26 protein-coding genes are annotated in these 25,260 nt (G+C 47.9%); 11 read left to right on the plus strand and 15 right to left on the minus strand.

Features of this window, described 5'->3' with window-relative positions:
* Positions 1 to 111: 111 nt before the first annotated feature.
* Positions 112 to 492: a c-type cytochrome gene (locus Q0882_RS10145; protein WP_299181004.1), complete on the plus strand. Its 381-nt coding sequence runs from the start codon at positions 112 to 114 to the stop codon at positions 490 to 492.
* A gap of 114 nt (positions 493 to 606) precedes the next feature.
* Here Q0882_RS10145 and Q0882_RS10150 read toward each other — a convergent pair whose 3' ends face one another.
* Positions 607 to 927 carry a hypothetical protein gene (locus Q0882_RS10150; RefSeq protein WP_299181007.1) on the minus strand — a complete coding sequence of 107 codons (321 nt, stop codon included), beginning with the start codon at positions 925 to 927 and terminating at the stop codon, positions 607 to 609.
* Positions 928 to 1,081: 154 nt separating this feature from the next.
* Here Q0882_RS10150 and Q0882_RS10155 point away from each other — a divergent pair, with 154 nt between their 5' ends.
* A complete protein-coding gene (locus tag Q0882_RS10155) occupies positions 1,082 to 1,528 on the plus strand; it encodes a flavodoxin (RefSeq protein ID WP_299181010.1) in 447 nt (148 codons plus the stop codon).
* Positions 1,529 to 1,540: 12 nt separating this feature from the next.
* Here Q0882_RS10155 and Q0882_RS10160 read toward each other — a convergent pair whose 3' ends face one another.
* The 4 genes from Q0882_RS10160 to Q0882_RS10175 all read right to left on the minus strand — a co-directional run bounded on the left by Q0882_RS10160 (position 1,541) and on the right by Q0882_RS10175 (position 7,268).
* Positions 1,541 to 4,180: an EAL domain-containing protein gene (locus tag Q0882_RS10160; RefSeq protein ID WP_299181013.1), complete on the minus strand. Its 2,640-nt coding sequence runs from the start codon at positions 4,178 to 4,180 to the stop codon at positions 1,541 to 1,543.
* A 106-nt stretch (positions 4,181 to 4,286) separates the two neighbouring features.
* Complete coding sequence (locus Q0882_RS10165; protein ID WP_299181016.1) at positions 4,287 to 4,862, minus strand: alpha-ketoglutarate-dependent dioxygenase AlkB; 576 nt, start codon at positions 4,860 to 4,862, stop codon at positions 4,287 to 4,289.
* A 1-nt stretch (position 4,863) separates the two neighbouring features.
* A complete protein-coding gene (locus Q0882_RS10170) occupies positions 4,864 to 5,742 on the minus strand; it encodes a ribose-phosphate pyrophosphokinase (protein WP_299181019.1) in 879 nt (292 codons plus the stop codon).
* Positions 5,742 to 7,268 carry a thymidine phosphorylase family protein gene (locus Q0882_RS10175; RefSeq protein ID WP_299181022.1) on the minus strand — a complete coding sequence of 509 codons (1,527 nt, stop codon included), beginning with the start codon at positions 7,266 to 7,268 and terminating at the stop codon, positions 5,742 to 5,744. The genes Q0882_RS10170 and Q0882_RS10175 overlap by 1 nt, the downstream gene beginning before the upstream one ends.
* Before the next feature lie 89 nt (positions 7,269 to 7,357).
* Here Q0882_RS10175 and Q0882_RS10180 point away from each other — a divergent pair, with 89 nt between their 5' ends.
* The 5 genes from Q0882_RS10180 (at position 7,358) to Q0882_RS10200 (ending at position 10,907) form a co-directional block, all read left to right on the plus strand.
* Complete coding sequence (locus Q0882_RS10180) at positions 7,358 to 7,726, plus strand: 4a-hydroxytetrahydrobiopterin dehydratase (protein ID WP_299181025.1); 369 nt, start codon at positions 7,358 to 7,360, stop codon at positions 7,724 to 7,726.
* Positions 7,727 to 7,774: 48 nt separating this feature from the next.
* Positions 7,775 to 8,629, plus strand: a complete 855-nt coding sequence (purU, locus tag Q0882_RS10185) for a formyltetrahydrofolate deformylase (protein WP_299181028.1) — start codon at positions 7,775 to 7,777, stop codon at positions 8,627 to 8,629.
* A gap of 134 nt (positions 8,630 to 8,763) precedes the next feature.
* On the plus strand, positions 8,764 to 9,171 hold the full coding sequence (locus Q0882_RS10190) for a CBS domain-containing protein (protein WP_299181030.1): 408 nt from the start codon (positions 8,764 to 8,766) through the stop codon (positions 9,169 to 9,171).
* Positions 9,172 to 9,271: 100 nt separating this feature from the next.
* The gene (locus Q0882_RS10195; RefSeq protein WP_299181032.1) at positions 9,272 to 10,201 is read left to right on the plus strand and encodes a DnaT-like ssDNA-binding domain-containing protein; all 930 of its coding nucleotides are present in this window, start codon (positions 9,272 to 9,274) and stop codon (positions 10,199 to 10,201) included.
* The gene (locus tag Q0882_RS10200) at positions 10,119 to 10,907 is read left to right on the plus strand and encodes a replication protein P (RefSeq protein ID WP_299181034.1); all 789 of its coding nucleotides are present in this window, start codon (positions 10,119 to 10,121) and stop codon (positions 10,905 to 10,907) included. Before Q0882_RS10195 ends, Q0882_RS10200 begins: the two co-directional genes overlap by 83 nt.
* Position 10,908: 1 nt before the next feature.
* On the opposite strand, the gene Q0882_RS10205 is transcribed toward Q0882_RS10200, so the two are convergent.
* From Q0882_RS10205 to Q0882_RS10225, 5 genes are all read right to left on the minus strand, one after another.
* Positions 10,909 to 12,231: a sigma 54-interacting transcriptional regulator gene (locus Q0882_RS10205; RefSeq protein WP_299181037.1), complete on the minus strand. Its 1,323-nt coding sequence runs from the start codon at positions 12,229 to 12,231 to the stop codon at positions 10,909 to 10,911.
* Positions 12,228 to 12,707, minus strand: coding sequence for a hypothetical protein (locus tag Q0882_RS10210; protein ID WP_299181040.1), 480 nt, complete (start codon positions 12,705 to 12,707; stop codon positions 12,228 to 12,230). Before Q0882_RS10210 ends, Q0882_RS10205 begins: the two co-directional genes overlap by 4 nt.
* The gene (locus Q0882_RS10215; protein WP_299181043.1) at positions 12,700 to 14,151 is read right to left on the minus strand and encodes an ATP-binding protein; all 1,452 of its coding nucleotides are present in this window, start codon (positions 14,149 to 14,151) and stop codon (positions 12,700 to 12,702) included. Before Q0882_RS10215 ends, Q0882_RS10210 begins: the two co-directional genes overlap by 8 nt.
* A 249-nt stretch (positions 14,152 to 14,400) precedes the next feature.
* The gene (locus Q0882_RS10220; RefSeq protein ID WP_299181046.1) at positions 14,401 to 14,736 is read right to left on the minus strand and encodes an EF-hand domain-containing protein; all 336 of its coding nucleotides are present in this window, start codon (positions 14,734 to 14,736) and stop codon (positions 14,401 to 14,403) included.
* Between the two features lie 292 nt (positions 14,737 to 15,028).
* Positions 15,029 to 15,889, minus strand: coding sequence for a fumarylacetoacetate hydrolase family protein (locus Q0882_RS10225; RefSeq protein ID WP_299181049.1), 861 nt, complete (start codon positions 15,887 to 15,889; stop codon positions 15,029 to 15,031).
* Between the two features lie 128 nt (positions 15,890 to 16,017).
* Between Q0882_RS10225 and Q0882_RS10230 the strand changes: the two genes are divergently transcribed.
* On the plus strand, positions 16,018 to 16,830 hold the full coding sequence (locus tag Q0882_RS10230; protein ID WP_299181052.1) for an SUMF1/EgtB/PvdO family nonheme iron enzyme: 813 nt from the start codon (positions 16,018 to 16,020) through the stop codon (positions 16,828 to 16,830).
* Between the two features lie 40 nt (positions 16,831 to 16,870).
* Here the strand turns inward: Q0882_RS10230 and Q0882_RS10235 are convergent, their stop codons facing one another.
* On the minus strand, positions 16,871 to 17,464 hold the full coding sequence (locus Q0882_RS10235; RefSeq protein ID WP_299181055.1) for a TetR/AcrR family transcriptional regulator: 594 nt from the start codon (positions 17,462 to 17,464) through the stop codon (positions 16,871 to 16,873).
* 64 nt (positions 17,465 to 17,528) lie between these two features.
* Between Q0882_RS10235 and Q0882_RS10240 the strand changes: the two genes are divergently transcribed.
* Complete coding sequence (locus tag Q0882_RS10240) at positions 17,529 to 18,557, plus strand: hypothetical protein (RefSeq protein WP_299181057.1); 1,029 nt, start codon at positions 17,529 to 17,531, stop codon at positions 18,555 to 18,557.
* Here Q0882_RS10240 and Q0882_RS10245 read toward each other — a convergent pair.
* A complete protein-coding gene (locus Q0882_RS10245; protein ID WP_299181060.1) occupies positions 18,523 to 19,248 on the minus strand; it encodes a DnaJ domain-containing protein in 726 nt (241 codons plus the stop codon). The genes Q0882_RS10240 and Q0882_RS10245 overlap by 35 nt on opposite strands.
* A 45-nt stretch (positions 19,249 to 19,293) precedes the next feature.
* Positions 19,294 to 20,001, minus strand: a complete 708-nt coding sequence (locus Q0882_RS10250) for a VWA domain-containing protein (protein ID WP_299181063.1) — start codon at positions 19,999 to 20,001, stop codon at positions 19,294 to 19,296.
* Positions 20,002 to 20,136: 135 nt separating this feature from the next.
* On the opposite strand from Q0882_RS10250, the gene Q0882_RS10255 reads away from it, so the two are divergent.
* A complete protein-coding gene (locus tag Q0882_RS10255) occupies positions 20,137 to 21,900 on the plus strand; it encodes a hypothetical protein (protein WP_299181065.1) in 1,764 nt (587 codons plus the stop codon).
* A 76-nt stretch (positions 21,901 to 21,976) separates the two neighbouring features.
* Here Q0882_RS10255 and Q0882_RS10260 read toward each other — a convergent pair whose 3' ends face one another.
* Positions 21,977 to 23,743, minus strand: a complete 1,767-nt coding sequence (locus Q0882_RS10260) for a lysophospholipid acyltransferase family protein (protein WP_299181067.1) — start codon at positions 23,741 to 23,743, stop codon at positions 21,977 to 21,979.
* Between the two features lie 88 nt (positions 23,744 to 23,831).
* The gene (locus tag Q0882_RS10265; RefSeq protein ID WP_299181069.1) at positions 23,832 to 23,999 is read right to left on the minus strand and encodes a hypothetical protein; all 168 of its coding nucleotides are present in this window, start codon (positions 23,997 to 23,999) and stop codon (positions 23,832 to 23,834) included.
* A 184-nt stretch (positions 24,000 to 24,183) separates the two neighbouring features.
* Between Q0882_RS10265 and dinB the strand changes: the two genes are divergently transcribed.
* A complete protein-coding gene (gene dinB, locus Q0882_RS10270) occupies positions 24,184 to 25,242 on the plus strand; it encodes a DNA polymerase IV (RefSeq protein ID WP_299181071.1) in 1,059 nt (352 codons plus the stop codon).
* Positions 25,243 to 25,260: the final 18 nt, after the last annotated feature.

Raw genomic sequence — 25,260 nt, forward strand, 5'->3', positions numbered from 1 at the left:
TAAATACGTACTTTATGTCAGGTTAAAATTCCTGCGTAAGTGCAGTAGTGGTTCTACATTCATCGGCGGATACTGTGGGGAGTTTTGGCATTCATTTAGAGGGGAATGATAATGAAAACTAAACTCGCTGTGGTCTCTTTACTGGCATCGATGTCAGCATCAACATTGGTTTCTGCCGATACTGATGCAATGATGGAAGCTGCTGGAAAAGAGCTGTTCTCAAAATGTTCGGCTTGCCACTCTGTGGATAGCAGTAAAAACGCTTTTGGTCCCAGCCTGATCGGCGTAGTAGGGCGTAAAGCAGCATCACTGCCTCGTTTTGCATACTCTGATGCTCTGAGAAAGTCTGAGATCACCTGGGATGAGGGTAACTTGCGCAAGTGGATCGCAGGTAATGATCAGTTTGTACCTGGAACACGGATGCGTCATGTTGAAATCACAGATAAGGCGGAGCAGGATTATCTGATCGCTTACCTGAAAACACTTAAGTAAGCGCATAAGGTTCTCAAAAAAGCGGCAAGGGATGCTTGTCGCTTTTCTTTGTATTGGCCTCAATGTTGGCCTACCAGAAAAATATCGCGTTAGTCAGAGTTGCTAACACAACTTTCAGGAGGCATCTAACAACCGTTTTTGTTCGGCAATATATTTAGGCATAGGGCCGGCATCTTCGAAGATCTCCTCCCCATCCTCTATCCGTATCACCTTGCTACCCTGAACATAGGGCATTTTCGCTTCCAGCTCATTGAGTGCTTCATGAATTAAGGTTGCCACGACATCATCTTTTGGCAGCTCATACATTGCAGCCAGTGCCTCCAGCTTTATGATATCGCTTTGATAAATTGAGAGAGTTTCGCTTCTACGCCCATTGATTTTGCGGGCCCTTTTCTCCCATTCATCCAGTAATCTTGAAAGGCTTTCGTTTCCCATGGTCCATCCCCCGTAAACCGATGCTCACATTCAGTGTAGGTGCTGTTTCCGGTATTACCAGTGAGTTATTTTCTGACTTATTCATCAATATAAGCGGCACAATAGTATAATTCTGAAGGGCTCTTAAACCTTTGGCTTAATACGGGTGTATTTAATGGCAAATATTAAAATTCTGGTAGGGACTGTCTACGGAAACGCATTGGATGTTGCAGAGATGTGTTTTGATCAGCTCATGGATAAAGGTCATCAGGTTAAACTTCTCAGACAGCCTGAGTTTGATCAGGTGTTCACCGATGATGCTGATGTGCTTTTAGTCTGTACTTCCACTACCGGACAGGGTGAGATACCGGATAGCTTATTGATGTTTTACTGCCAGTTGCAGGACCGTCAACCAATCCGCCCTGAGCTACGTTATGGCCTGATAACGCTGGGTGATAGCTCCTACGATACCTTTGCGGAGGCGGGGAAATTAATTGATAGCCTGTTTTCTCAACTCCAATTCCAGCGCTTGGGTGAGCCTCTGGTGATCGATGCGTGTGAATCGCTGGCCCCCAGAGAGGATGCTCAACCCTGGATTGAGAGCTGGGAGAGAAACCTCTGAACGGCAACAAGATTACAGGATCGGTGAAAGCCGGTCTTGTAGAGTCTTGCTAAATTCAGCGGCGTCTACCGGTTTTCCAAAGAGAAACCCCTGTAGCTGATCACAGCCTTCATGCTCTAAAAATGTTCGCTGTGCAGTAGTTTCCACACCTTCTGCACAGACCGTAAGATCTAATGTGTGACTCAGAAGAATAACGGCCTTGGTAATGGCTTCATCGTTGGGGTCATCAGGAATATCTCTTACCAGAGAGCGATCAATTTTCACTTTGTTGATCGGTAGTCGTTTGAGGTAACTCAGTGATGAGTAACCTGTTCCAAAATCATCCAATGCAAGTCCGACCCCCATCGCTTTTAAGGCCTCAAAAGTGGCCGTTGCTTCTTTCTCATGCTCCAGCAAAAATGTTTCCAGGATCTCAAGCTCGATCATCTCTGCTGGGACATGATATTTCTCTAGCAGTAGGTGAAGAGTATTAGGTAGATCCTGCTTCGTTATCTGCTCACTTGCTAGATTGATAGAGAGTCGGAAATTATCCAGCCCCATCTTTCGCCATTCAGCGAGTTGAGCAATGGCTGTCTCAAGGACCCAGTTGCCGATTTTGAGCATTAAACCGATCTCTTCAGCGATGGGGAGGAACTGTATTGGGGGTATATTGCCCATCACAGGATGTTTCCAGCGAATGAGTGCTTCTGCACCGATCAGATTGGTGCCGCTGTTATCCATCTGCGGTTGGTAGTGAAGAGATAGGTGATTCTGCTTCAGCGCGTTACGTAATTCAGGTTCCAGTTTTATCCACTCTTCTACTGTTTCGGAAAGTTCTGGCTGGAAAAATGCGTAGTTGTTGCGGCCAATATCTTTAGCCTGATTGAGGGCTATGTCAGCGTGTTTAGTGAGTGTGTCAATATCTTCGCCATGATCAGGGGCTAAGGCTACTCCGATACTCGCTGTCGTGAAGAAGGTTTTACCGTCCAATTCAAATGGCTGTTCAAGTGCTGAAACTACCTGATCAGCAATGGAGGCCGCATCGGCTGCATGCTCCTGCGACTCTACCAGAATCGAAAACTCGTCCCCCCCGACTCTTGCAATTGTATCCTTATCGCTCAGGGTATTGATCAGGCGTTCAGTTACTTCGATCAATAATTGGTCGCCATAACGGTGCCCCAGGGTATCGTTAATATGCTTAAATCGGTCCAGATCAAGGTGCAGCATCACGATTTTTTCGTCATCACTCCGGTGGGTCAAGGCGTGATCAAGACGGGCGCTGAATAGCAGTCGGTTGGGAAGGTTGGTGAGCGCATCATGATGCGCCAGGTGAGACAGCTTCTCTTCTGATGCTTTGATATTACTGATGTCTGCAATAACACTGACGTAATGGGTGAGCTCACCGGATTTCGGATCATGAACCGCATTAATATTGGCCCAATGGGGAACCACTTCGCCATTTTTGCGGCGGTTCCAGATCTCGCCCTGCCAATGATGTTCCTGATTGAGGGAGTTCCAGATCGATTGGTAAAAATCTTCACTATGCCGTTCCGATTTGAGCAGGGTCGGATAGTTGTTAATCAACTCATCCCGGGAGTAACCAGTGATATCGACGAAAGCGCGGTTAACATCAATAATCTTATTTCCGCGATCAGCGATCATGATCCCTTCATTGGTACTGGAAAAGGCGATACCCGCTAATCTTAATTGTTCGATAGATGATTTTTCTGGCGTAATATCCAGAAACACGCCGTTCCAGCGCGTTATCCCGGTTTTCTCATCAATTTCAGGTGAGGAGGAGCCTCTTACCCAGTGCAGATCGCCATTTTTATGGTAAATCCGGAACTCATGGCTCCAGGAAACTAGTTGCTGACTCGCATGAATCATTGAAGCTAATAATCCAGGTTTATCTTCAGGGTGGACCTGCTTCCAGATCAGGTCGAAATCTTTAACGGCGTCATCCGCGGAGATTCCGGTGATTGTCTCGATCCCTGGACCGATATAGTTGAAGGATTGATTAAGCTCAGCGTCCAGTTGGGATTGGTAGATAACACCGGGGATCGATTTTGTGATGTTTTGTAACAGCAGTTCTTTATCTTCTATGTATTGTTGTGAACGCTGGCGTTTAAGAATAATGCCGACGATGCTGGCTGCTGCCTCAAGCAGTAATGCGTGAAAGGCGAGAGGTGTGCGAGGTTTGAAGCTGGAGATAGCGATAGTACCGGCGATCTCCTGTGAGTCTATTTTGACCGGGTAGGACCAGCAGGCTCGAATCCCCAACTGAGTGGCTAGGCCTCTCAGTTGATCCCAACGGTTATCAGAACCCGTCTCTACAACATAGACAGGTGAGCCGAGAAAGACTGATGTGCCGCAAGAACCCGCTCCAACCCCAGGTATCAAACCATTAAGTGTCGCTGCCGCTTCAGCTGGTACGCTGGGAGCGCAGGCAAGATTCAGATGCTGTTGTGCCTGATCAAGTAACATAATGGTGACAACACAATCAGGAATAGCATGTTCTATATAGCGACAGATTTGATCAAAAAGTTGATCGGCATCCGTATCTTGAGTGACCTTTTCAAGCACCCGGTTCTGAAGCGATAAGATTTTATTCAGCTCTGCAGAACTGGGGGTGCCTTCAATAATAGGGTTTTGCGTAATCGCTCGGCTATTCATATAACGTGTCTTAATTATTTTTATATCGACTTTAACTGCTTCGCAAATTATACCTGAGGTTAAGGTTTTAAGTGGAACTCTTAACCGGAAAATATTGACGAAGGTCCTAAATCTGAATTTTTCTGAAAGTAAGATTAATACGCGCAGTAACCGGTTTCTTTGTTTTGGGCAGGCTGTGCTGACATTGATTTTGGAAAGAGGGGCCCATCCATAGTAACGCACCGGAGTTGAGCTGAAGTTCATAGCGTTCTCTGTCCCGGGTGCGCATAAGGAAGCGTCGCTGGGCTCCAAGAGAGATACTTGCGATCACCGGGTTACTTCCAAGTTCTGGCTCATCATCCCGGTGCCAGCCCATACTGTCATGACCATCCCGGTAAAGATTCAATAAAACGGCATTAAACTGAACCTCAGTTTTGTGGAGTAGCCGATCCCTTATCTCGGCCACGGCAGGGTGCCAGTCGATCGCACTCAGGCTCAAACCTGAATAACGGTAATCAAGTCCTGCCTCCCCCATGAATGCCTGTAGACGTGGGATAGATATACTCCGGCCAAAGAGTTGTATCTGATCCTGCTGCCAGGGAATCTCCTCGTAGAGTTGCCTGAAATAGCTAGCAGCCGTTTCAACCGGGATGAAGTCTTCATCAAGCCAACCATCCAACTGAGTAGAAGGCAGAGGCTGCATCTCAGATAAACTCTCTGGCTGCATCTGAGAGTGTGCTACAGATATCTATCTGATTGGATAGGTGAGGAATGCTGTTGCAGGTAATCACCTCTGCTTGCATCGAGAGCTGTGAGTATGCCTCATCAGAGAAAAGCCCATGAACACCGATACAGACTGCTGTTTGTGGAACTGAACTTTTAAGGTGGGTGACTGTTTCCTGCATGGTGCGTCCACTGGAGATGATATCGTCTACCAGTACCGGAGTATGATTTTGCCAACGCTCCACCTCTGGGAGAGATACCTCGACATCATAATCTCCCCGGCGAATTTTTGAGAGTACCTGGAAAGGCGCATCGGCCAGTGATGCCACATGGGATACCCACTGTTCGCTTTCACTGTCTGGCCCGATTAAAAGCGGTTTTTGAATCGTATTTTTAATCCACTCAGCGATCTTCGGAGCCGCATGGCACACTCTGCTTTGCAGGGAATAGATCTCATCAAGCGAGTGGTAACGATGAAGATGCGGATCCAGAGTGACCAGCCAGTCCAGTTGTTCTGAGAGGAGTTTGGCAAATGGGCGGGATGAGATACATTCCCCTGGCTGAAAGCGTTTATCCTGACGCATATAAGCCAAGTAGGGGGTGATCAACCCAATTTTTTTTGCGCCAAGCTCACGTAATGTAGAAGCAAGAAAGATCAATTTGAGCAGTTTGTCATCAGGCTGGAATAGATTGCAAAAAATGATGACCGAACGGTTACGGCAATCAGTATCTACTCTAAGGTAGCTTTCACCATCGGGGAACTGTCGCATATTGAGTTTGCCGATCTCAGCACCCAGCTGTTGGCTGAGGTTTTTAGCAAGACCCGGATCGGATTCAATCGTAAAGAAGAGCGGTTGCATCACACCACCTCGCATGTCGTAATTTCGATAATTCCCTGATGATCTTCAAGGTATTCGACGGCATAGCTGAGCTCACCAGAGCTCTCAGCATGTATCGTGAGAAGAGGCTGATTAGGTTTCACTGAATCACCAATTTTACAGTGCATATCTACACCGGCTGCCAGATCTGCAGGTGCTCCAGCTAACTTCGCCACTTTGGCTAGTTGACGATTATTGATGCGGTTCACTCTGCCAGAGGTATGGGCAATCAGTTCATATCGATAAGGTGCAATGGGGGGCTCCTTGAGCGCTCCTTGTGTTTGGCAGATGGATTGGAACTTATCCCAAGCTGCGCCTGAGTCCAGCAGCTCAAGAGCCTGGTTATAGCCTTCACCGGGAGGGACCTCGTTCACCATCTCTAGCATGGCGCCTGCCACTTCAGCAGCTCTTTGTCTGAGATCCATCGGCTGATCGGAATGATTTTTTAATACAGATAAAATATCACGCGCTTCTAGCGCAGGGCCGATGCCGCGACCTACAGGTTGGGAACCGTCTGTAAACATTGTGGTTATTTTTAAGCCCAGGGTATCCGCTACCGCCTGAAAATTAGTAGCAAGGGCTTCAGCGGCTGCCTGGCTCCGCACTTTGGCAGTCGGACCTACAGGAATATCAATGACAACATGAGTTGCTCCGGCGGCGATTTTTTTAGAGAGAACCGACGCAATCAACTGACCTTCACTATCGATATCCAATGCTCTTTCCACCTGAATCAGCAGATCATCCGAAGGGGAGAGGCGAACAGCGCCTCCCCATGCGAGACAGCCACCCTCCTGCTCAACGACCTGACGCATCTGTTGAAGGCTGAGGCTAACATTGGTCAAAGTCTCCATGGTATCGGCAGTACCTGCGGGTGAAGTGATCGCCCGGGAAGAGGTTTTCGGCATTGTTAATCCGGAAGCGGCTAATATGGAGACTAATATGGGAGTGGTTCTGTTGCCCGGAAGTCCACCCACGCAGTGCTTATCGACCACCATGGGTAACCCCCATTCAATCTGGCTGCCGGAATTAACCATCGCTCTGGTGAGATCGGTAATTTCACGGATATTTAGTTTGTCATCACCGCAAGCCGTGATAAAGGCGGCCAGATGAACATCTGCATAGCGTCCTGCAACGATATCATCAATGATCTCCTGAAGCTGTTCCGCTTGTAGTTCGTTGCCATACACCTTGGAGCGGATATATGAAAGAGACTGCACAGGCTTGGGGTGTGAAAGCCACACCGATGTTCCTGGTTTTAGCCCCATCCGTTTCCAGGCTGATTCGGAGAAACCGATCTCGCCAGGCATCAACAATTCACCTGTCACCATATGCAGGGTAGCGATCAGGTGGCGCTGTTCTGTTCTGACTAAGACGCGAGAGAGAGCAGAGAAACCCTCAGACCGACAAACTGGACTATCCTGTCGTAAGTAGATGGTGAGTTCTTGATGGGTATCTAGCCCTAAACGGCACGCGCTCAGGGGAGTCATTCGCTCGAGTGTGTAATTCATGCCTAATCTCCCTTCCAGTGATAAGTATATGAAGGATTGGCAAAGGGGAAAACTATTCTGTATCAACTCATTAGGAGCGACGGGAGAAAATGATGCCAGAAACACCACTGTTGGTTGAAGAAGCATGCGAAGCGTGCCGCGCTGACTCAGTAACATTAGATCTTCCTGAGATCGAAAAGCTTTGCCGACAGATTCCCTGTTGGTCAGTGGTCAAAAGTGACGGGGGCCAGCAGCTGGTTCGTGAGTTCCGCTTTAAGGACTTTTCCCAGGCGCTGATGTTTACCAATCTGATAGGGGAGATGGCTGAAAAACAGAACCATCATCCAGATATTCTGACTCGTTGGGGGGCAGTCGAACTGATTTGGTATACCCATCGGATCAGTGGATTACACCGGAATGATTTTCGCTGTGCTGCCCGTTGTGATCAGCTCTATTCATCGATTCCAAACACAAGTTAACTGCTGCTAGAATAGGCTTTCGAATTTTCGCAGTGGAGTTTTGGCTAAATGGAACGTAGATTCAGGTTGGTTTTGGCATGCCCTGATCGTGTGGGTATTGTGGCGATGGTAAGTAATTTTATTTCTAGCCACGGTGGTTCGATTTCAGATGCAAACCAGCATACAGATACTACGACCGGCTGGTTCTTCATGCGGGTTGAAATTAATGCAGCGACACTGCCTTTCTCACTGGAAGAGCTGAAAGAGGCTTTTGCCCCGATTGCGCAATCGTTCAATATGGATTGGGATATCAGCGATTCCGGCACACCTAAGCGTGTGATCCTGATGGCCAGCAGAGGGGCGCACTGCCTGGCGGATCTCCTCTATCGATATCATGAAGGTGAACTGGATTGTGAAATCCCCTGTGTGATCTCGAATCATGATGATCTGCGTAGCATGGTCGAATGGCATAACATCCCATATTTCCATGTCCCTGTTGATAAAGACGATAAACAACCTCATTTTGATGAGGTCAGTCGCCTGATCAGGGAGCATAAGGCTGATACGGTGGTTCTGGCGCGCTATATGCAAATTCTGCCATCAGATATCTGTGCAGAGTATGCGCATCGAATCATCAATATTCACCACAGTTTCCTGCCCTCATTTGCGGGGGCCAAGCCCTATCACCAGGCACATGAACGTGGAGTAAAACTGATCGGTGCAACCTGTCACTATGTGACTGAAGATCTCGATGCCGGACCGATTATCGATCAGGATGTTATTCGGATCAGTCATCGTGATATGCCCGAAGATATGGTTCGACTGGGGCGCGATGTTGAAAAAACAGTTTTGTCTCGTGGTTTGCGCTGGCATCTCGAAGATAAAATTTTGGTACAGGGCAATAAAACGGTCGTTTTCAATTAAGCTAAGTGAATGCGCTTGCGGGAAAGTGCGGAAGGGTGTAAAGATAGAATCGTCACAGGAGCTGTTAACGATTTTCTTTGGGCTCCGGTATTTAGTTGTCAGGTAGGGTGCCTACCGGCCATGGAGGAAGGGTAATGTTAAGATCCGTAAAAGCTCAGGACTATATGTGTGAAGACCTGATCACTTTTTCACCAGAAACAGATCTTTTTGATGCGATTAATCAGCTGTTGGAATACCGAATTACAGGTGCCCCAGTGGTTGACGGTAGTGGCAACCTGGTTGGTCTTATGTCCGAAGTAGACTGTTTGAAGGCCATTTTGACACTGACCTACCATGAGGAAGAGATGGGAGGCCTTGTCGGTACCTATATGTCTGAAGAGGTGTACACCATCAGTCATGATGCCGATATTATCAAAGTGGCAGAAGAGTTTATAAATAATAAGCGTCGTCGTTTACCGGTCGTAAAAGATGGTAAACTGATCGGCCAGATCAGTCGTCGAGATGTACTGCGAGCGGTAGAGCGTTTCGCACAAGATGGTTGATCGCCGCATTTTTTTCAAAGCCGCGGCTAAGTCTGCGGCTTTTTTGTTTCTAAGGTGCTCTTCTAAGAGTGTCCACCGTATTTAGGTGCTTGATCACTACATGAGTTATTCATTTCCAGAAAGTCCGATACTGCTTTACCCCTCACTGGCAAAACGTTTGGGGGTTGAAGCTGCAGTATTGTTAACCCTCTATCATAAGCGTTTTGAGCGGGTGGCCGGGTTTGGCAGTGATGAGCAGCCGGAGCTGATCTTTTCCAGAGAGCAGTGGTTGTCACTGGGGCAGTTTTGGGATGAGGAACAACTGGCGCAGCTGACCAATCTGCTGGTGGGTGAAGGGATGATTGATGCAGCATTTGCATCGGATGGTCGAGTACGGATTATTATGCTCGCTCCCGACTCTGAGAGTGATGATCTGCCTGTTGCTGACGCTGACGTTGAGATTGTGGCGCGACTGCCTGTTGTTGAAGTGCTTCCTGAGCGGGTTGTCCCGCCCTCTGATGTGCTAAATCATACGGCGCCTGAGGTACAGGATACACCCTACTACCCTGATCCCCCTGTTAGTCAGCCTCAATCGACTTATAACTCTAACCCGGGGCCAGCGCCTACTTTTGGGGGCAGTATCGGGTGGGCGAAAAAGAATCGTCAGGGCGATGAGCTTCAGGCACTCTTCCAGCAGCATGAAAAACGTAATAAACAGTTACATGCAATGGAGCTGGGGTGGCAGCCATCGGAAAACTTTTTTGCGTTGCTACCACGGCACAATATCGCTCCTCAATTTGCGATATCCTGTCTGGATGAGTTTGTGCTTTACTGGTTAGATAAAGATCGTAAAGAAACCAACTGGGATCAAAAATTTCTGGGTTGGGTCAAACGCGAGTGGGTGAAGAAACAAACCCAGGATGGGCGCCAACAGCGTATTAATAACGAACAGAAAGCAGGCTTTAACCATGAAAACCCCCGCAGAGATACTCGCGAAAAACGAAAACGGGTTACCGCAGCCATCATGGACATCAAAGACACAGACTGGTGAGGAGCCTTCACATCCACGTGAGCTGAGCGTTGAAGTTAAAACCTTCGTGAATATGATTTTTGCCCGGTTTATGGCGATCTATGGGCATAAATTTAAGAGCTGCTTTGAAACACAGGATGAGATCCGGATTGCTAAGCGCGAGTGGGCGTTGAGCTTAGGTGGATATACTGAGGCTGAATTGGTGTCTGCGATCGACTACTGCAAAGAGCACAGTGCTTGGATGCCGACGATCTCAGAGTTTCTGAAGGTCTTGCGTAACCTGACCGGAGATCACGGGTTGCCCGTTGCAAAACATGCTTATGAAGAGGCTTGTATGCATTCAGAGCATGCAAGCAAGCATCAATGGACCCATCCCGCTATCTACCATGCCGGTAAGGCGACAGGGTGGTTCCGTTTACGAACGGAAGATGAAGCGCAGGTATTTACAGATTTTCGCTACAACTATGATGTGATCTGCCGCAGAGTACGCGCAGGAGAACGGTTGGATAACCCTGTTCCTGTAGCCCTGCCTGATCAAAGTGATAACTCACTGTTTGAGTTTATTCAGGCGTGGGGAAAGGAGCATCAACTTAAACCGGAAGTAGCCAGTACCTGGTTGTTTTACCTCACAAAACCGAAGGGTTCGATGGTTCGAAAACGCTTTCAGCAGCAAGCTCAGGTTGAAGCGACAGCGATGGGGATCGAACTGCCGGATGACTATCAGTAAGTTATTCTGATTTGTAGTGAGCCGCTTCGATCCCATGCTTCTTTAGAAGCTTATAAAAATCGGTTCGATTACGTTCTGCTATCTTGGCTGCCTGAGTGACATTTCCCTCTGTAATCTGTAGCACTTTGCTCAGATAACGTTTCTCAAATTCTGATCGTGCTTCATTAAAACTGGGAATCACCTGTTCCTGATTGGCAAGCGCTCGTTTAATGGCTGCATCAGAGATAACAGGGGTGGTACTTAGGGCTGTAACCTTCTCGATCACATTTTCCAGCTGTCTGACATTCCCGGGCCAGGCTGATTGAGCCAGAACCTGAAGAGCATCAGCGGAGATCGATTTCACTTTAGGGTTGTGACGCTGCGCTGATTGCTCAACAAAATAGCGAGCCAACGGTGGGATATCTTCAGGCCGTTCCGAAAGGGGGGGCAGGTGCAGATTAACCACATTCAATCGGTAAAAAAGATCCTCTCGAAACTGGTTATCCTGCATCGCCTGCTCCAGGTTTCGATGGGTGGCAGAGATAAGGCGAACATCGACAGGGACCGTTTCAGTACTGCCGACAGGTCTGATCTGGCGCTCCTGTAGCACCCGTAATAGTTTAACCTGCAGTGGTGCTGGCATATCACCTATCTCATCGAGAAAAAGTGTGCCGCCATCGGCTGCCTGAAATAGGCCTTCATGCTTGCTCACCGCTCCTGTGAATGCGCCTTTTGTGTGACCAAACAGTTCTGACTCCAGCAGCTGTTCTGGAAGAGCTCCACAGTTGATCGCGATAAATGGTTTATCTGCTCTTTGACTGGCTTGATGCACTGCGTTAGCAAGCAACTCTTTACCGCTGCCGCTGGGCCCTGTGATCAGCACACTGACATCAGAGGTCGCTATCTGCTCGGCTTCCTGAAGAATGTTCTCCATAACCTGGCTGCGGCTAATGATGCGGCTGCGCCATTCACTGTCTGAACGACTGGTTCCCGCCAATGCTGATGCCATCGTCTGCAGTAACTGATCCCGGTCGATCGGTTTTGTCAAAAAACCGAATACGCCTTGCTGTGTGGCCGTGACCGCTTCAGGAATGGAGCCGTGAGCGGTGATAATGATAACGGGGAGTTGAGGGAATTTGCGTTGTACTTGCTCAAACAGGGCCAGCCCATCCATGCCCTCCATCCTAAGGTCGGTGATAAGCAGGTCAAATTGGTCACTCAGAACATTCAGGGCTTGCTCTGCACTATCTGCACAGCTTACCTGATAGCCGCTGGCCTCTAATCGCATAGAGAGGAGTTTCAGAAGAGAGCTGTCATCATCAACCAGAAGAACGTGGGGGGTCATTCCTGCACCTCGCGCTGTTTTTCGAGGTCTGTCTCAATCTGGGTCAGGGCATCGATTTTGATCTGAAGATTACGGTTCTCTGTTAGCAGATTATCCTGCTCTGCTCGCATCCATAACAGAGCGGATGCGAATCGATTTCGGGTATCCAGATAGCGATCGCCCGGGCAATCAACATGTGGATATAGCACGAGTTTTGAAAAGTGACGTTTGCTCTGTTGTAACTGCTCAGTTGAGGAGTAGGGAGTCGATAGTAATAACGCCAGTAGAGGGCGATCCTTACTGCGTATCGCATTTTGCATAATACGGCTTCGGTGATCTGCTTTTTCTAGAAACTTCAGCTCGATAGTCTGAAGTGCAAAGAGTTGTTCTTCGTCAATCAGGCAGCTATCTCGATTGGCACTACCTTCGAGCGCTAACTGCTGGAGCTGACAGCCTTGCAGGAGAACCAGGATAGAGAGTGATAGATATTTAAACATGTGAGTCTTCCTTGGCGGGCAGACAGATACGAAAGCCAACCTGTTCATCCGAATTTGTAACAAGAGCCACTTCGGCACCTAATGAATCCGCTGCGTCACGTACAATGCTAAGTCCAATACCTGACCCTTTGACCGGACCTAAGCGGCGGTTCTGTCCCTGATAAAAAGGTGTAAAGAGGTGAGGTATATCATTTTCGGGGATGGTAGGACCATCATTGATCACCTCAATGCAGAACTGCTCCGATCTTAGTTCCGTTTTAATTCTGAGTTGACCACCGGGATCTCCATAGAGGGCAGCATTCGAGACTAAATTGCCCAGTATACGGATTATCATTGCACGATCAGTGTAACAGAGCTGATCTTGCTGAGGTAACGTGACGGAGATCCGCTTCTGTTCCAGAAGTAGTTTATAAGGTTCGAGCGCTTCATGCAGAACGGGTAGCAGATTGACCTGATGAAGGTTCACCGGCTCGTTTTGGTGTAAGCGGTTATAATCAAGTAGCTGTTCAATGAGGGATTGGAGTTGTCGTGAGTTGCTTTGCAGTAGCTGTGCAATCTCCATCTGATTATTGTTGAGCTCGCCAGTGATCTGATCAGCAAGAAGATCAGACCCCTCTCTCAGGGTTGTTAAAGGGGTTTTCAGCTCATGGGACATATGGCGGAGAAACCGCTGTTTCTCTTTTTCAACTTCGGCCAGTCTTTCAGTGAGCCAATCCAGTTGTTGCTCCAGTTCAACCAGTTCATCGGGACCGCCTACTTTATGTCCCAGGTACTCCTCTCCTGTACCTAATGCCTGAATGCGTTCTGCAATGCGTTTGACCGGGCGGGTGATAGTGAAACTAAAGAAGAGAATCAACAGCGCTTCAAGGCAGAGGAGAACAATTGCCAGTGAGCTCAGTTGTGCCTGAGTTTTTTGTGCCGTTTCATTAAGTGCTTTGAGCTTCTCATCCAAGACCAGATCAACCTGTTGGTTTACCTCTCGGGTCATGCCGAGTAAAAAACCTACCTGTTCCGGGTTGGATTGATCTATCTCAGCCAGCAATTGGGTAATTTGGGTATAGAGGCCTGAATCGGTCAGTAGGAAACTATGAACAGAAAGCTGACTGGAGTAATCCTCTAGATATTGGTTGAGCCGCTCCTGAATTTCTGGCTTAGCGACAATCTGATATTGTCTGACCGAGCGAGTGATATCTTCGGCGAGACGTTCGAGTTGCTGCCCCCGACGGGTGACTTCTAATGCTTGTTGTGCCAGTAATCGGCCCTGAGTCGATTGTTCAACCAGTTCATTGGTGGCGTAGTAGACCAGGATGCCAAAGGGAGTGACAACCACAAGAAAAGAGAGAAGCACTAATTGCTTCAGAGAGCTGAGTCGCCAGGGATGGTGGTTATAATTTGGCATTAAGAGTGATCGGACTTTTGAAACAGATGTATCGCTATTATCCATTAATTGTCCATCACTTGGGTAGTCTCCACTGATTAAGGAGGAAACGGTTGCTCCTTAATTAGGGGAAGGAAGGGTGGGGAGCCGGATACCCGTTAGGTATCCGGACATGCTAAAACAGAGCTGGCGGCTAAGCTGTGGACAAGGATGCTCTGAATTAACTTGTTATCAGTTAGAAAAATAGGGCTTTTCTGAGGCTGTCTCGGAATCAGTGAAACCACTATCTCTCCAACTGATGAACCCCTTCATAACTTATACAGCAGCCACAACAGCATAGGTTTTGGCTGATGTGTTTTTAACCTGCAGCATGGAAAACTCATCCTGGCTCAGGAATCCATCTTTATTGGTATCGATTTTTTCAAACCCTTTTACCAGAGCGGGTGAAACCTGTGCTTCCTGCTGGCTGACTTTGCCATCTTTATCCGCATCCAGTTTTTCGAAAATGCTTTCAGACTTTGGCTGTTCTTCAGTCATAACTTCAGGCTGTACAGCGGGCTTAACTTCAGCAGCGGCTTTATCGTCAGCTGCAACAGCTGAAACAGACGCAACGGCAAGAACAGAAGCCAGTGTCAGTGTGGTCATTTTCATTTCTAATTCTCCTTGATAGATACAACATTAAATCGTGCAAAAATTGAAATTCGATCTGTATGTATCAAGTGTTGTGCCAACTATTAAAAACGCTTATAAATCATATGGTTGAAAGTGTTCCAAACGATTTTAAACTAGCACGAAGAAAAATTTTGGTTGATATCAGGCGAAACTGTCTCTAAATAGAGACAGTTAACTGTATGGAAATTATACTTATCTTTTAATTTCAATAGGTTAGTTGGTTACTTATTGGCGACAGGGATTATTGGCCTGTAGTTATTTTGGCGACAGACTAATATTTTTGTGTATCAGGTTCCTCAATAACGTGATTGATCAATTTGCCAATTCCTTCTATCTCTATCGTTACTCTGTCTCCTGGTTTCATATAACCTCGTGGTTTCATTTTTACACCGACACCTGAGCAGGTGCCTGTAGCGATCACATCTCCCGGTTCTAGGGTACAGACTGTCGAAACAACTTCCACCAAGCGGTAGCAGTCAAAAATTAGCTGATCGGTATTGGATTGCTGTCGTAGTTCGTTATTGACCCATGTTTTCAAAGCGAGCTTATGGGGATCAATCTCATCCGCGGTCACAATCCATGGGCCCATAGGTCCGTGGGTGTCAAACGATTTTCCAAGGGTCCAGGTGGGCGCTTTAATCTGCCAGTCCCTAACAGAAACATCATTGACGATGGTATAGCCTGCAATCACCTGATCCGCTTTGGCGTAGGGTACATGGCGACAGGATTTTCCGATCACGAGAGCTAACTCGCCTTCGTAGTCCAGTTTCTCTGAAACAGCGGGACGTTGAATCGCTTCATTTGGGCCAATGATGCAACTGGTTTGTTTGTTAAAAATCGTCGGAAAGGTGGGCTGCTCTAGTCCCGTTTCCTCAATGTGGTCTGCATAGTTGAGCCCGACTCCCAGAAACTTCTGAGGGTTGGGTACAGGAGCCATCAGAGTGACCTGCTCAATGGGAATATCATCCTTGCCTGAGAGAGCGAGTAGCGCTGCTTGCCCTGCTGAACCCAGGCTCAGAAACTCGGTCATGGTCTCTGGTAGAGCAGGGTCTAGCCAGGCGGGGGTTACCCGATCATTCACAATACAGCCGACAGAGATGTGATCACGATACTTAAAGGTTACCAGCTTCATAAAAATAGGCTGTTTTGAAACTAATTGGATGGTTCATACTCTATTAACAACTGAGATACATTTTAAATGTATGGCTGAGAAACTTTAGCCCTTTTCAGAACCTTAAATCCTCAATGGGAGGGTGTTCTATGAGCCGTAATCTCAACTTTACCGCACTCATGCTGGTGGGTGTAGCCGCCAATTTAAGTGCAGCACCGGATAAAGTGTTGATTGAAGCCGGAGCTTTTAATATGGGTTGCTCTCAGGGAGACGGAGCATGTGAAAATGACGAAGCTGGGGCCGGAGGAGTGACGGTCAATGTGCCTGCATTTGAATTAGATCGATTTGAGGTGACGGTTTCTAGTTATACCGCGTGTATTGAAGCTGGAATTTGTGTTCGCCCAAAAGATCATCAGAGAAATCAATACTGTAATTTAGGAGCAAGTGGGCGTGAGAACCACCCGGTAAACTGTGTTGATTGGCAAGAGGCCCTGAGCTTTTGCCAATGGAAGGGGGGCCGGTTACCTTTCGAGGCTGAGTGGGAGAAAGCGGCTAGAGCTAAAACTGATACTGCATTTCCCTGGGGGGAGCGGGTCAGTTGTAAACAGGCGATTCTGGATGATGGTGTGACACAGGGATCAGTACCTGGTGAGCCTGATGGCTGCGGAGAGGATAGAACCTGGCCGGTCGGCAGTCGTAAGGCGAATATGTACGGGCTTCATGATATGCACGGCAATGCTGGGGAGTGGACCATGAACTGGTATGAGAAGTCAGGGATTGCTCGCTATGCTAACGGTGACTTGAAAGGGCCTGAGCAGGGGCGTCAGCGTGTAGTCAGAGGGGGTTCATGGGATGAAAATAGAGCTAATCTACGTAGCTCTTTCCGAAATGTAAAACCTCCGGTGAGCGGCCGGTCGGTCTATGGGTCTATTGGATTCCGCTGTGCCTATGATGTGAAATAAAGCACCCCTGAGGGCGCTTTACTGATCAACGGCTGCTGACCTAATGACTAGGGCTGTGCAGTGCCTTGAAAATATTGGTGATCACAGCATCATATTTCTTGCGATCGGGGCGTTTACTACTCAGAACCCGTAACCCCCAGATGTTAGTCATCAGGAAGGTTGATAGTTCGTCAGGGTCCTTGTTTTTATCCAGTTGTCCCTGAGCCTGAGCTTCGGTTATCAACTGATAAAAGTAGCTTTCGACCTGATTTAGGTAGTCGTCTACCTTGAGACGCACTTCCTCATCCTCAGTGGCCAGTTCCAGCATGGTGTTAACCATGAGGCAGCCTTGTCCGATAGAGTCATGGGACAATTCATCACAAAAACGCTGGAAAAACAGTTCTATCGCATCTAACGGTGAGGATGCATCTTCCATTGCGCCTTTAACACGATCGATACTGCGAACGGCATAAGTATCAATAACCTCCAAAAACAAACCGCGCTTGCTTTGGAAAGCACCGTATAAAGAGCCAGGCTTTAACTTGGTGGCATTCACAAGATCTGTAACAGAGGTGGCGTTGTAGCCTGTCCTCCAGAACACATTCATTGCCTTTTCAAGTACTTCAGTACGATCAAATTCCGCTGGCCGTGCCATATTTTTGCCCTCCATGATCAATTAGCATATTATCAATATTCGTTCCTTATCTCGCAATACCTATATGAAACTTAATGGACAAACGCACCAGCAGGGAGTTCTCACCCTTCTGGCTGTAGGTATTCTCGCGGGTTGTCAGACCCTGCCTGAGAATATGACAGGAGAGTCAGGGCCCCTATTCAGGCGTGGTATCATTTCTCAGGTTGGGGATAACCTTCATTTCAAGCCCTGTTATGTACAAAAGGGTGAGTTGATATCCGATCGCTCCGGCCGTCTTAAAGAGTTCTTTCAACAGTATGAAGTGCCGGCAGCTTATGCAGAACTGAGCGGCGACCATCTCTATCTGGGTGAACCCTGGGCGGTATATAAAGTGCATATGCTGAGTGGGAACCAACTAAGCTGTAGCTATGAACTTTCAGGGAACCACTATCGTGCAGCGGGAGAAAAACCGGTTTGGGTAGTCGATGTCCGTGATGAGGGCATCTATGTGCAAAACTATGGCCGGCTTTCTCAACTGATCTTCCCCGCAACAGAGCCAGTGCAGCAGGGCAATGGGCTTGAATGGAACAGCTCCCTTACCGGATTTAACGCCTACGATCTGACACTGAGATTATTGCAACAGCGTTGCACAGATCGCTACGGTGCAGTTTATCAATACCGGTCAGAGATGGTACTGAACGGTAAAATGCATTTTGGCTGCGCGCGGCAGGGAGATCTTGATATCCGCACGTTGCCGGGGCTTTATCGGGCCAATCTTGCTGGAGTCCGAGGAGAGGGGCGGTTTATTACACTCGATCTGACAGTGGATGGTCAGGCACTGATGAATCAGGATTACCGCAATAACCAGCCTGTGATCAAACAACAGGGGAGTTGGAAGCGGTTGGAGGGTCGTACGATTATTCTGGAACTAAATGATGATAATAGCCGTGCGGAGAAACAGGTACTGATTTTCGAACGTGACAAACAGGGCGCGTTGAAGATGAAAGGGTATAACAGTACCTATGGTCGATCCGGGTTGCGTTTGGAGCGGGTTGGGCCCGCACAAAGCTATCGAAAATCTATCCGTGTAGAAGCAGGTCCTTCGCCTGATTAATTTTTGCGGCCAGATAATCACTTCCGCCACGGTCGGGGTGGTATTTCTGCATCAGTCGCCTATGCGCATTGACTATATCTTCTCGTGAGCAACCGGGGCATAAGCCTAAAATATCGTATGCTTCTTTACGGTTCATCATCCGTTCGCCCTTGTTGACGGTATTTTCCCCCGGATCATCTTCTCGCCAGCTATCGCCAAAGCGCTTATCCAGGTAGGCCTCTAGCAAGCGTGCTGATTCGCTATCCTGCTGGCGGCAATAACTTAGCAGGTTTATAAATTCCTTTTCATTGAGCTCTCCTAACTCGCGTCCTGCAAACGGTCCCGATTTGATGGTTCCGTACATCACCCCGGAATCATGATCGAGTGTCAGGTGTAAAATCAGGGTGTCGACCTCTGAGCAGTTGCCAGATGTTGGGTGTGGGTTTGGGCGTGACTGGTACCACTGCCGTATAAATGGCAGGGCTCTCAATATAATGGGGATTAAGTTACGCCAGAAGGGAAGTAATCCAGCAAAAACAGCGGCGATCCAATGTAATCGCCCTGTGAGTGCCATCAGCAACATAAACAGGGAAACAACAACGATAGCGATCATAACCAATGCGCGTATTCGCTTTTTTGGTGACATCGATTTCAACCAGAGAAATACCATAAAGCCCAGACCGGCTAAAATCACTAAGCTAACAGGGTTCACAATAGGCTCCGTAGAATTTGATCATCTTTTTTGTTTGGTCATCTCTTATTTTAACTGTTCCAGCAGCCGTGTGATGGCTGGATCTTTATCTTGTGCAAAATGTTGCAACGCTTTCTTTCCACCGCTGGCATAAACAGCTACAGCATTGAGCAACTGTTTAAGCAGATGAGAGCTGGCGCTGTTAAACGAGTGATAGGCACCACCGGATAACCTCGCCACCTCTTTGAATGCTCGCTTGGCTATAAGTTCATTCCCCTCCTGAAAGATGAAAACCGGTGTGGAAAGTAATCCCAGTTCGCCAGCTTTCTGGCATAGGTTATCAACCGGTTCCTCCATACAGTCACCGATATAGATAACGGCTTGAACACTTTTAATTCGCGTTTCCTTAAGCGCAAGATTCAACACCTTACCTATCTGAGTATGCCCAGCCGCACATGAAACCTGCTGCATGATGTTCAGTAAACTGTGTGAATCAGTGAGCCAGTCACTCTGATGAAACTGCTGGAACCCCCGGAAATAGCAGAGCTTCATCATCAAACCACCTATTTTACCAGCTTCTATAAACATAGAGTTCTGAAGATGGCAGGCGTGATCCCAGGTTAACTGTCGGCTGGCTGTCGCATCGAGTGCGAAAAGGACTCTACCCTCACCTCCAGCGGAAAAAGTCACCGGTGTTTGCTGCATCTTATCAATAAATGCATCCAGTTCCTGTTTTGAGGTTTGTGTTGCTAAAGGCTGTTTAGATTTTGGCATAGCAGAGTTATCGATCAGAAACGGTTAATTTCAGTATAGCGATTCCAGATCGGAGTAGGTTTTTTACTTTCCATCAGGACAGTTTGATGGGGTTAGGTTAAGATCGGACAAAATTACAAAATGGAGTTTTGGACGGTGCGAAATCTCATTATAGCTGGAGCGGTTGTCGCAGCTGGTGCAGTCGGATACCTGGTAAGCCAACAAGGTGGTGAAACGTCGGTGATGCAACCCGCAGATCATCCACTGGCGTATGTGCCTGCAGATACTGTTTTCTTTTCAGGGCAATTGGAGCCGTATCCGGTAAAGGACTATCTGCAATCTGTTACTTATACCCAGACTCAGGTGCCAGATGATTTTCTTGAGGAGTTGGATGATGATCCGAATCCCAAGAATCGCTTTATTGGAAGCCTGGTTAGATCCTACTTTGAAGCGTCACGATCAGCAGAGAGCTTTCTGAATACCTTTGGTCTGCCTGAGCAGATGAGAATGTTGGTGTACGCAGTAGGGTTTATTCCAGTCCTGCGTTATGAAGTCGCGGATGAAACACGCCTCTGGGCTCTGCTGGACAAAGCTGAGCAGGAGAGTGGGTTTACCCATCAAACACGCTCCATAGGGGAACTGAACTATCGGGTTTATCCCTTTGAAAATAGCGACAATGGGGAAAAGTTTGAACTGCTGGTGGCCTTCCATGAGGGCTGGGCTACCTGGAGCTTCAATACTCACTTAAATGATGCGCAAACGGAAGCTGTTGTTCTGGCTCAAAGCAAACCAAAGGCTTCGCTAGAACAATCGGGAACGTTGGATGAAATAGCAAAAAACCATGGATTTATTAAAACCAGCCTCTCCTATCTGGATCATCAGGGGGTGGTTACTGCGTTGACAACAGAGAAGGGTAATGCCCTGGCACAGATGTTGACCCAGGTTTTGGAACGGGAGGGCAAGACGGATGATTTTGCTGAACTACGTACGCCCGAATGCCAAACAGAAATGGGCGCGATTGCTGCTAATTGGCCGCGTACGGTTCTGGGTTTCAGGGATAGTAAGGATATCCAGATATCAGCGGAACGTAGTTATATGAAGATGTCGATGGTTGTGGAAAGTCACAATCAGACGGTGCTGGATGCCTTAAATGCGGTGCAGGGCTATCTTCCAGACTATCTGAACGGAGATCAGGTGTTCAGCATGGGGTTTGGTATTGATGCGAATAAGCTCAGCTCGTCAATGTCATCGATCTGGTCAAATATGCTTGAACCTGTATACCAGTGTAAACCATTGATGGAGATGCAGGAGGGACTGAAAGCCAGTAATCCGGCAGCGCTTGCGATGTTTACAGGTATGGCACAGGGGGTGAAAGGGATCGGTATGGGAGTTCAGAGCTTTGCACTGAATCTGAACGGACCGGAACCGCAGCTGGATGATCTTCAGGGGGTGATCACCCTTTCCGCTGATCAGCCGGAAGTTATTTTTAATATGGCCAAAGCATTTGCGCCGCCACTTGCAGGTATTCAGGTGCCTAACGATGGTAGTGCTGTGGATCTGGCAACGGTTATGCCGATTCCGCCGGAGCTGAATATTCGACCGATGCTGGCAGTTAAAGGTAAACATCTGGTGATCTATAACGGTGAGAAAGGTGCGGCGATTGCCGATCAACTCGCTGATGAAGAGCCGATTAGTAACGGAATTCTGGGTCTATCAATCGATTATAAGAAGTTACTTGCGCCGCTCGTGCCTGTGCTGGAGCAGGCAGCCGCAGATCCTGCTGTAACGGAACAGCTTGAGGTGCTCAAACATATGGATATGCGGATTAAAATGGCTATGGATATGAATCCACAGGGGATTCAACTTACCAGTGAAGCTGACATCAAAGCGGCCCCGAAGGGAGAGACCGTTAGTCGGTAGTTGCCTTGCCAATTATGAAAAGGCCACAGAGATGTGGCCTTTTTTTTATGAGCAGCAAGCGTTCGGCTTAATATTTTCAGCTTGGTTGCTCAATCTGTTCGCCGATATAGCGTTTACGCTTTTTCTCTTTAACATGGTGGATATCAACTAAAACCAATCCATCAATACAGTAGTTAAAGTCTGCATCAACACCAAAATCTAAAAAACGAACACCTCCCTCTTCACAGAGCTCACTGTATTGTTTGTAAAGGGTCGGGACACTAACACCGAGAAAATCAAGCTGCTCTTTGAGTACCTTAAAGTCCGCTTTATAGTTATCCCCACAAAATAACCGTGTCATATTATTTTGAGTTTCACTGTCTAATGGGTAGGGGGAGAAAGAGCGGCCTAACGCTTCGGTATCACCAAAATAGTGTTTGTAGAACCAGATCAGCATATCTTTGGCAACTTTGGGGTAGTTATTACTCAGGCTGACCGGGCCAAACATATAGCGAACTTCAGGGTGTCTGCGTAGGTAGGCACCGATTCCGTACCAAAGATAATCCAGGCTACGTTTTCCCCAGTATTTGGGCTGTACGAAACTTCGGCCCAACTCGATCCCCTGTTCGAAGATCGGTTGCATCTGCTCGGAGTATTTGAACAGGCTTGCACTATAGAGCTGCTGGTGTGCTTCTGGATCAAGTTTTCCAGCTTCTGCTAATCGGTATGCGCCGGCAATCTCTAACTCATCTTCATCCCAGAGGATCAGGTGGCGATAGTACTGGTCGTAGAGATCCAGGTCTCTACGGTCCCCGGTCCCTTCACCGACACACCGGAAGGCGATCTCTCTGAGCCGGCCAACCTCCTGCATAACCGCAGAATCTGCCTGGTAATCAAATAGGTAGATCTTTTTACCATCCGAGGTCTCCCCTAAAAGCTCGGAGTCTCTGAGTTCCTGCTTCAAGGATTGCCGGCTCTGAGGGTGAGCGATCGTTTTCTCAGTGATAAACAGAGGTTTTTTATTTTTGGCAATTCGGTAGAGATGCTTTTTCAGCAGCTTGGTTTTTTCGGCGGTGGATACGGGCACTGCATCGATCTGGCTGAACGGGATCGCCTCTCCGACTTTCATCGAAATCGTCACCGAGCGTTTATTAAACATCTCGTGAGCCAGCATGATGGTAGACAAAGCTTTGTTGATATAGGAAACACTGTAAAACAGAGAGGAGTTTCTTCCGCCGATAAAGATGGGGAGCACTGGTGCATTGGCTTTCCGGGCAAAACGGATAAACCCACTGTTCCATTTATCATCTTTAACGCCGGTGATGCCTGCTCGTGAGACCTCTCCGGCAGGAAAGACAATGATCGCCTGGTCCTGATGTAAAGCGTCTACAATGCGTGAAATGTCACGCTTACGGGTGCTCTTTCCTAAGTTGTCGACGGGAAGGAAGAGGTTTTTGATCGGATCAAAGTTCATCAGAATATCATTGGCAACAATTTTGACATCCCGTCTCACCTCGCCGACCATTTTGAGTAGAGCCAACCCATCCAGAGCGCCGAGAGGGTGGTTCGCAATGATCACAACCCTGCCTGATGAGGGAATGTTATCGCGGTCACGATTACTGATGCTGTAACCAAAATTAAAATACTCCAGGACGCGGTCAATGAATTCAAAACCACGGGCATCCTGGTTCGTATCAAGAAAGTTGTTGATCTCACCCTCATGAACCAGCCTGCGAAGCATATAGAGAGCTGATCGCTTAAAGGGGGCTGGTTTTTCAGAGAATGCCGGATATTTACTGATAAGAGCCTGCTCTATATTGAGAGCGGGCTCAGTTACGATGAGGTTGTTTTCACGTCTATTCATAGCGTGAAAACTATATGAGGGTTTCGTGACTAAACTTTTACGTATCGTTTACGTTTTAGTGACATGGGGCTGAGAAGAGAGTGATTGATCACTCTCCTTCATACTTGTCCCAAGGGTCTCCATCTTCAGCGCGGCGCCCACGTGTTTTCCTGCGATCAGTTTTACCCGGTTCAAAACGAATATCTTCACGGCGGTCTTTCAACTTTCTACGGTCGCCACCTTTCCTTCTATCACCTTGAAAAGCGCCTTCTTGCATTACTGATTCCTTTTATAGTGATTACTTCAATAAGGGAAGTTCTGGGCAGTAGTAGAGGAAGAGAGAACACTGCCCAAAACTTCAGATACCTGTGTATTGCTATTCAGAATAGCAAAAAAATCTGTTGGCTGGGAAAAATGATAGTATACAATACTGTATATATAGTCAGTATTTGGGTGAGCAGGTGCAGAGGAAAATCATTCACTGTGATTGCGATTGTTTTTTTGCAGCGGTTGAGATGCGAGATCAGCCTGCACTCAGCAATATCCCAATGGCGATTGGCGGTTCATCTGATCGTCGAGGTGTTATTGCTACCTGCAACTATCCTGCCCGCGAGTACGGTGTGCGTTCTGCCATGCCAACAGCGCAGGCTTTGAAGTTGTGCCCCACGCTGACGGTGATGTCTGGAAATATGGCTAAGTACCGTGAAGCATCACAGCAAGTTATGCAGATTTTCAGAGATTACACCAACCTAATTGAGCCTCTCTCTCTGGATGAGGCGTTTCTTGACGTGACCGGCGTGCCACACTGCCAAGGCAGTGCTACCTTGATAGCAGAAGAGATACGCAATCGGGTTAGGGAGGAGGTCGGTATTACCATCTCTGCTGGTGTTGCACCGAATAAATTTTTGGCCAAAGTTGCCAGTGATTGGAATAAACCTGATGGTCTCTTTGTCATACACCCCTCGCAGGTGGCCACTTTTATCACCGACTTACCGGTAAAAAAAATATCAGGAGTCGGGGCCAAGACGGCTGAAAAGCTCAAATTGATGGATATTGAAACCTGTGGGGAACTGGGTGACCGTAGCTTGCCACAGCTCATTGAGCGCTTTGGTAAGTTTGGCCAGCGTCTTTATGAACTTGCGAGGGGGGTTGATGAACGCCCGGTGCGTGTTTCCCGGGTTCGTAAATCGATCAGTGTGGAACATACCTACTCCAGGGACCTACCGGACTTGGAGGCCTGTTTAGAGCAGTTACCCCGGTTAATCATGGAGTTGGAGGAACGCTTTCAGAAACACAAAGATGCCAGAGCCGTGAGTGGTGTGGTGGTGAAAGTAAAGTTTTTTGATTTTGTGCAAACCACTGCGGAGCACTCTGTTGCTGCCCCTGAGCTGTCACATTTCAGACAGTTGCTGATCGATGCCTATCATCGGGGTGGGCGACCCGTACGTTTGATTGGGCTGGGCTATCGTTTAGCGTCGGAGGAGCCAGGGCAGCCGGAGCAGTTGAGTTTACTTTCCTAATCTGAAAGAGGCAGGAGC

The sequence above is a fragment of the uncultured Neptuniibacter sp. genome (genome assembly GCF_947498015.1).
Lineage (GTDB): Bacteria > Pseudomonadota > Gammaproteobacteria > Pseudomonadales > Balneatricaceae > Neptuniibacter.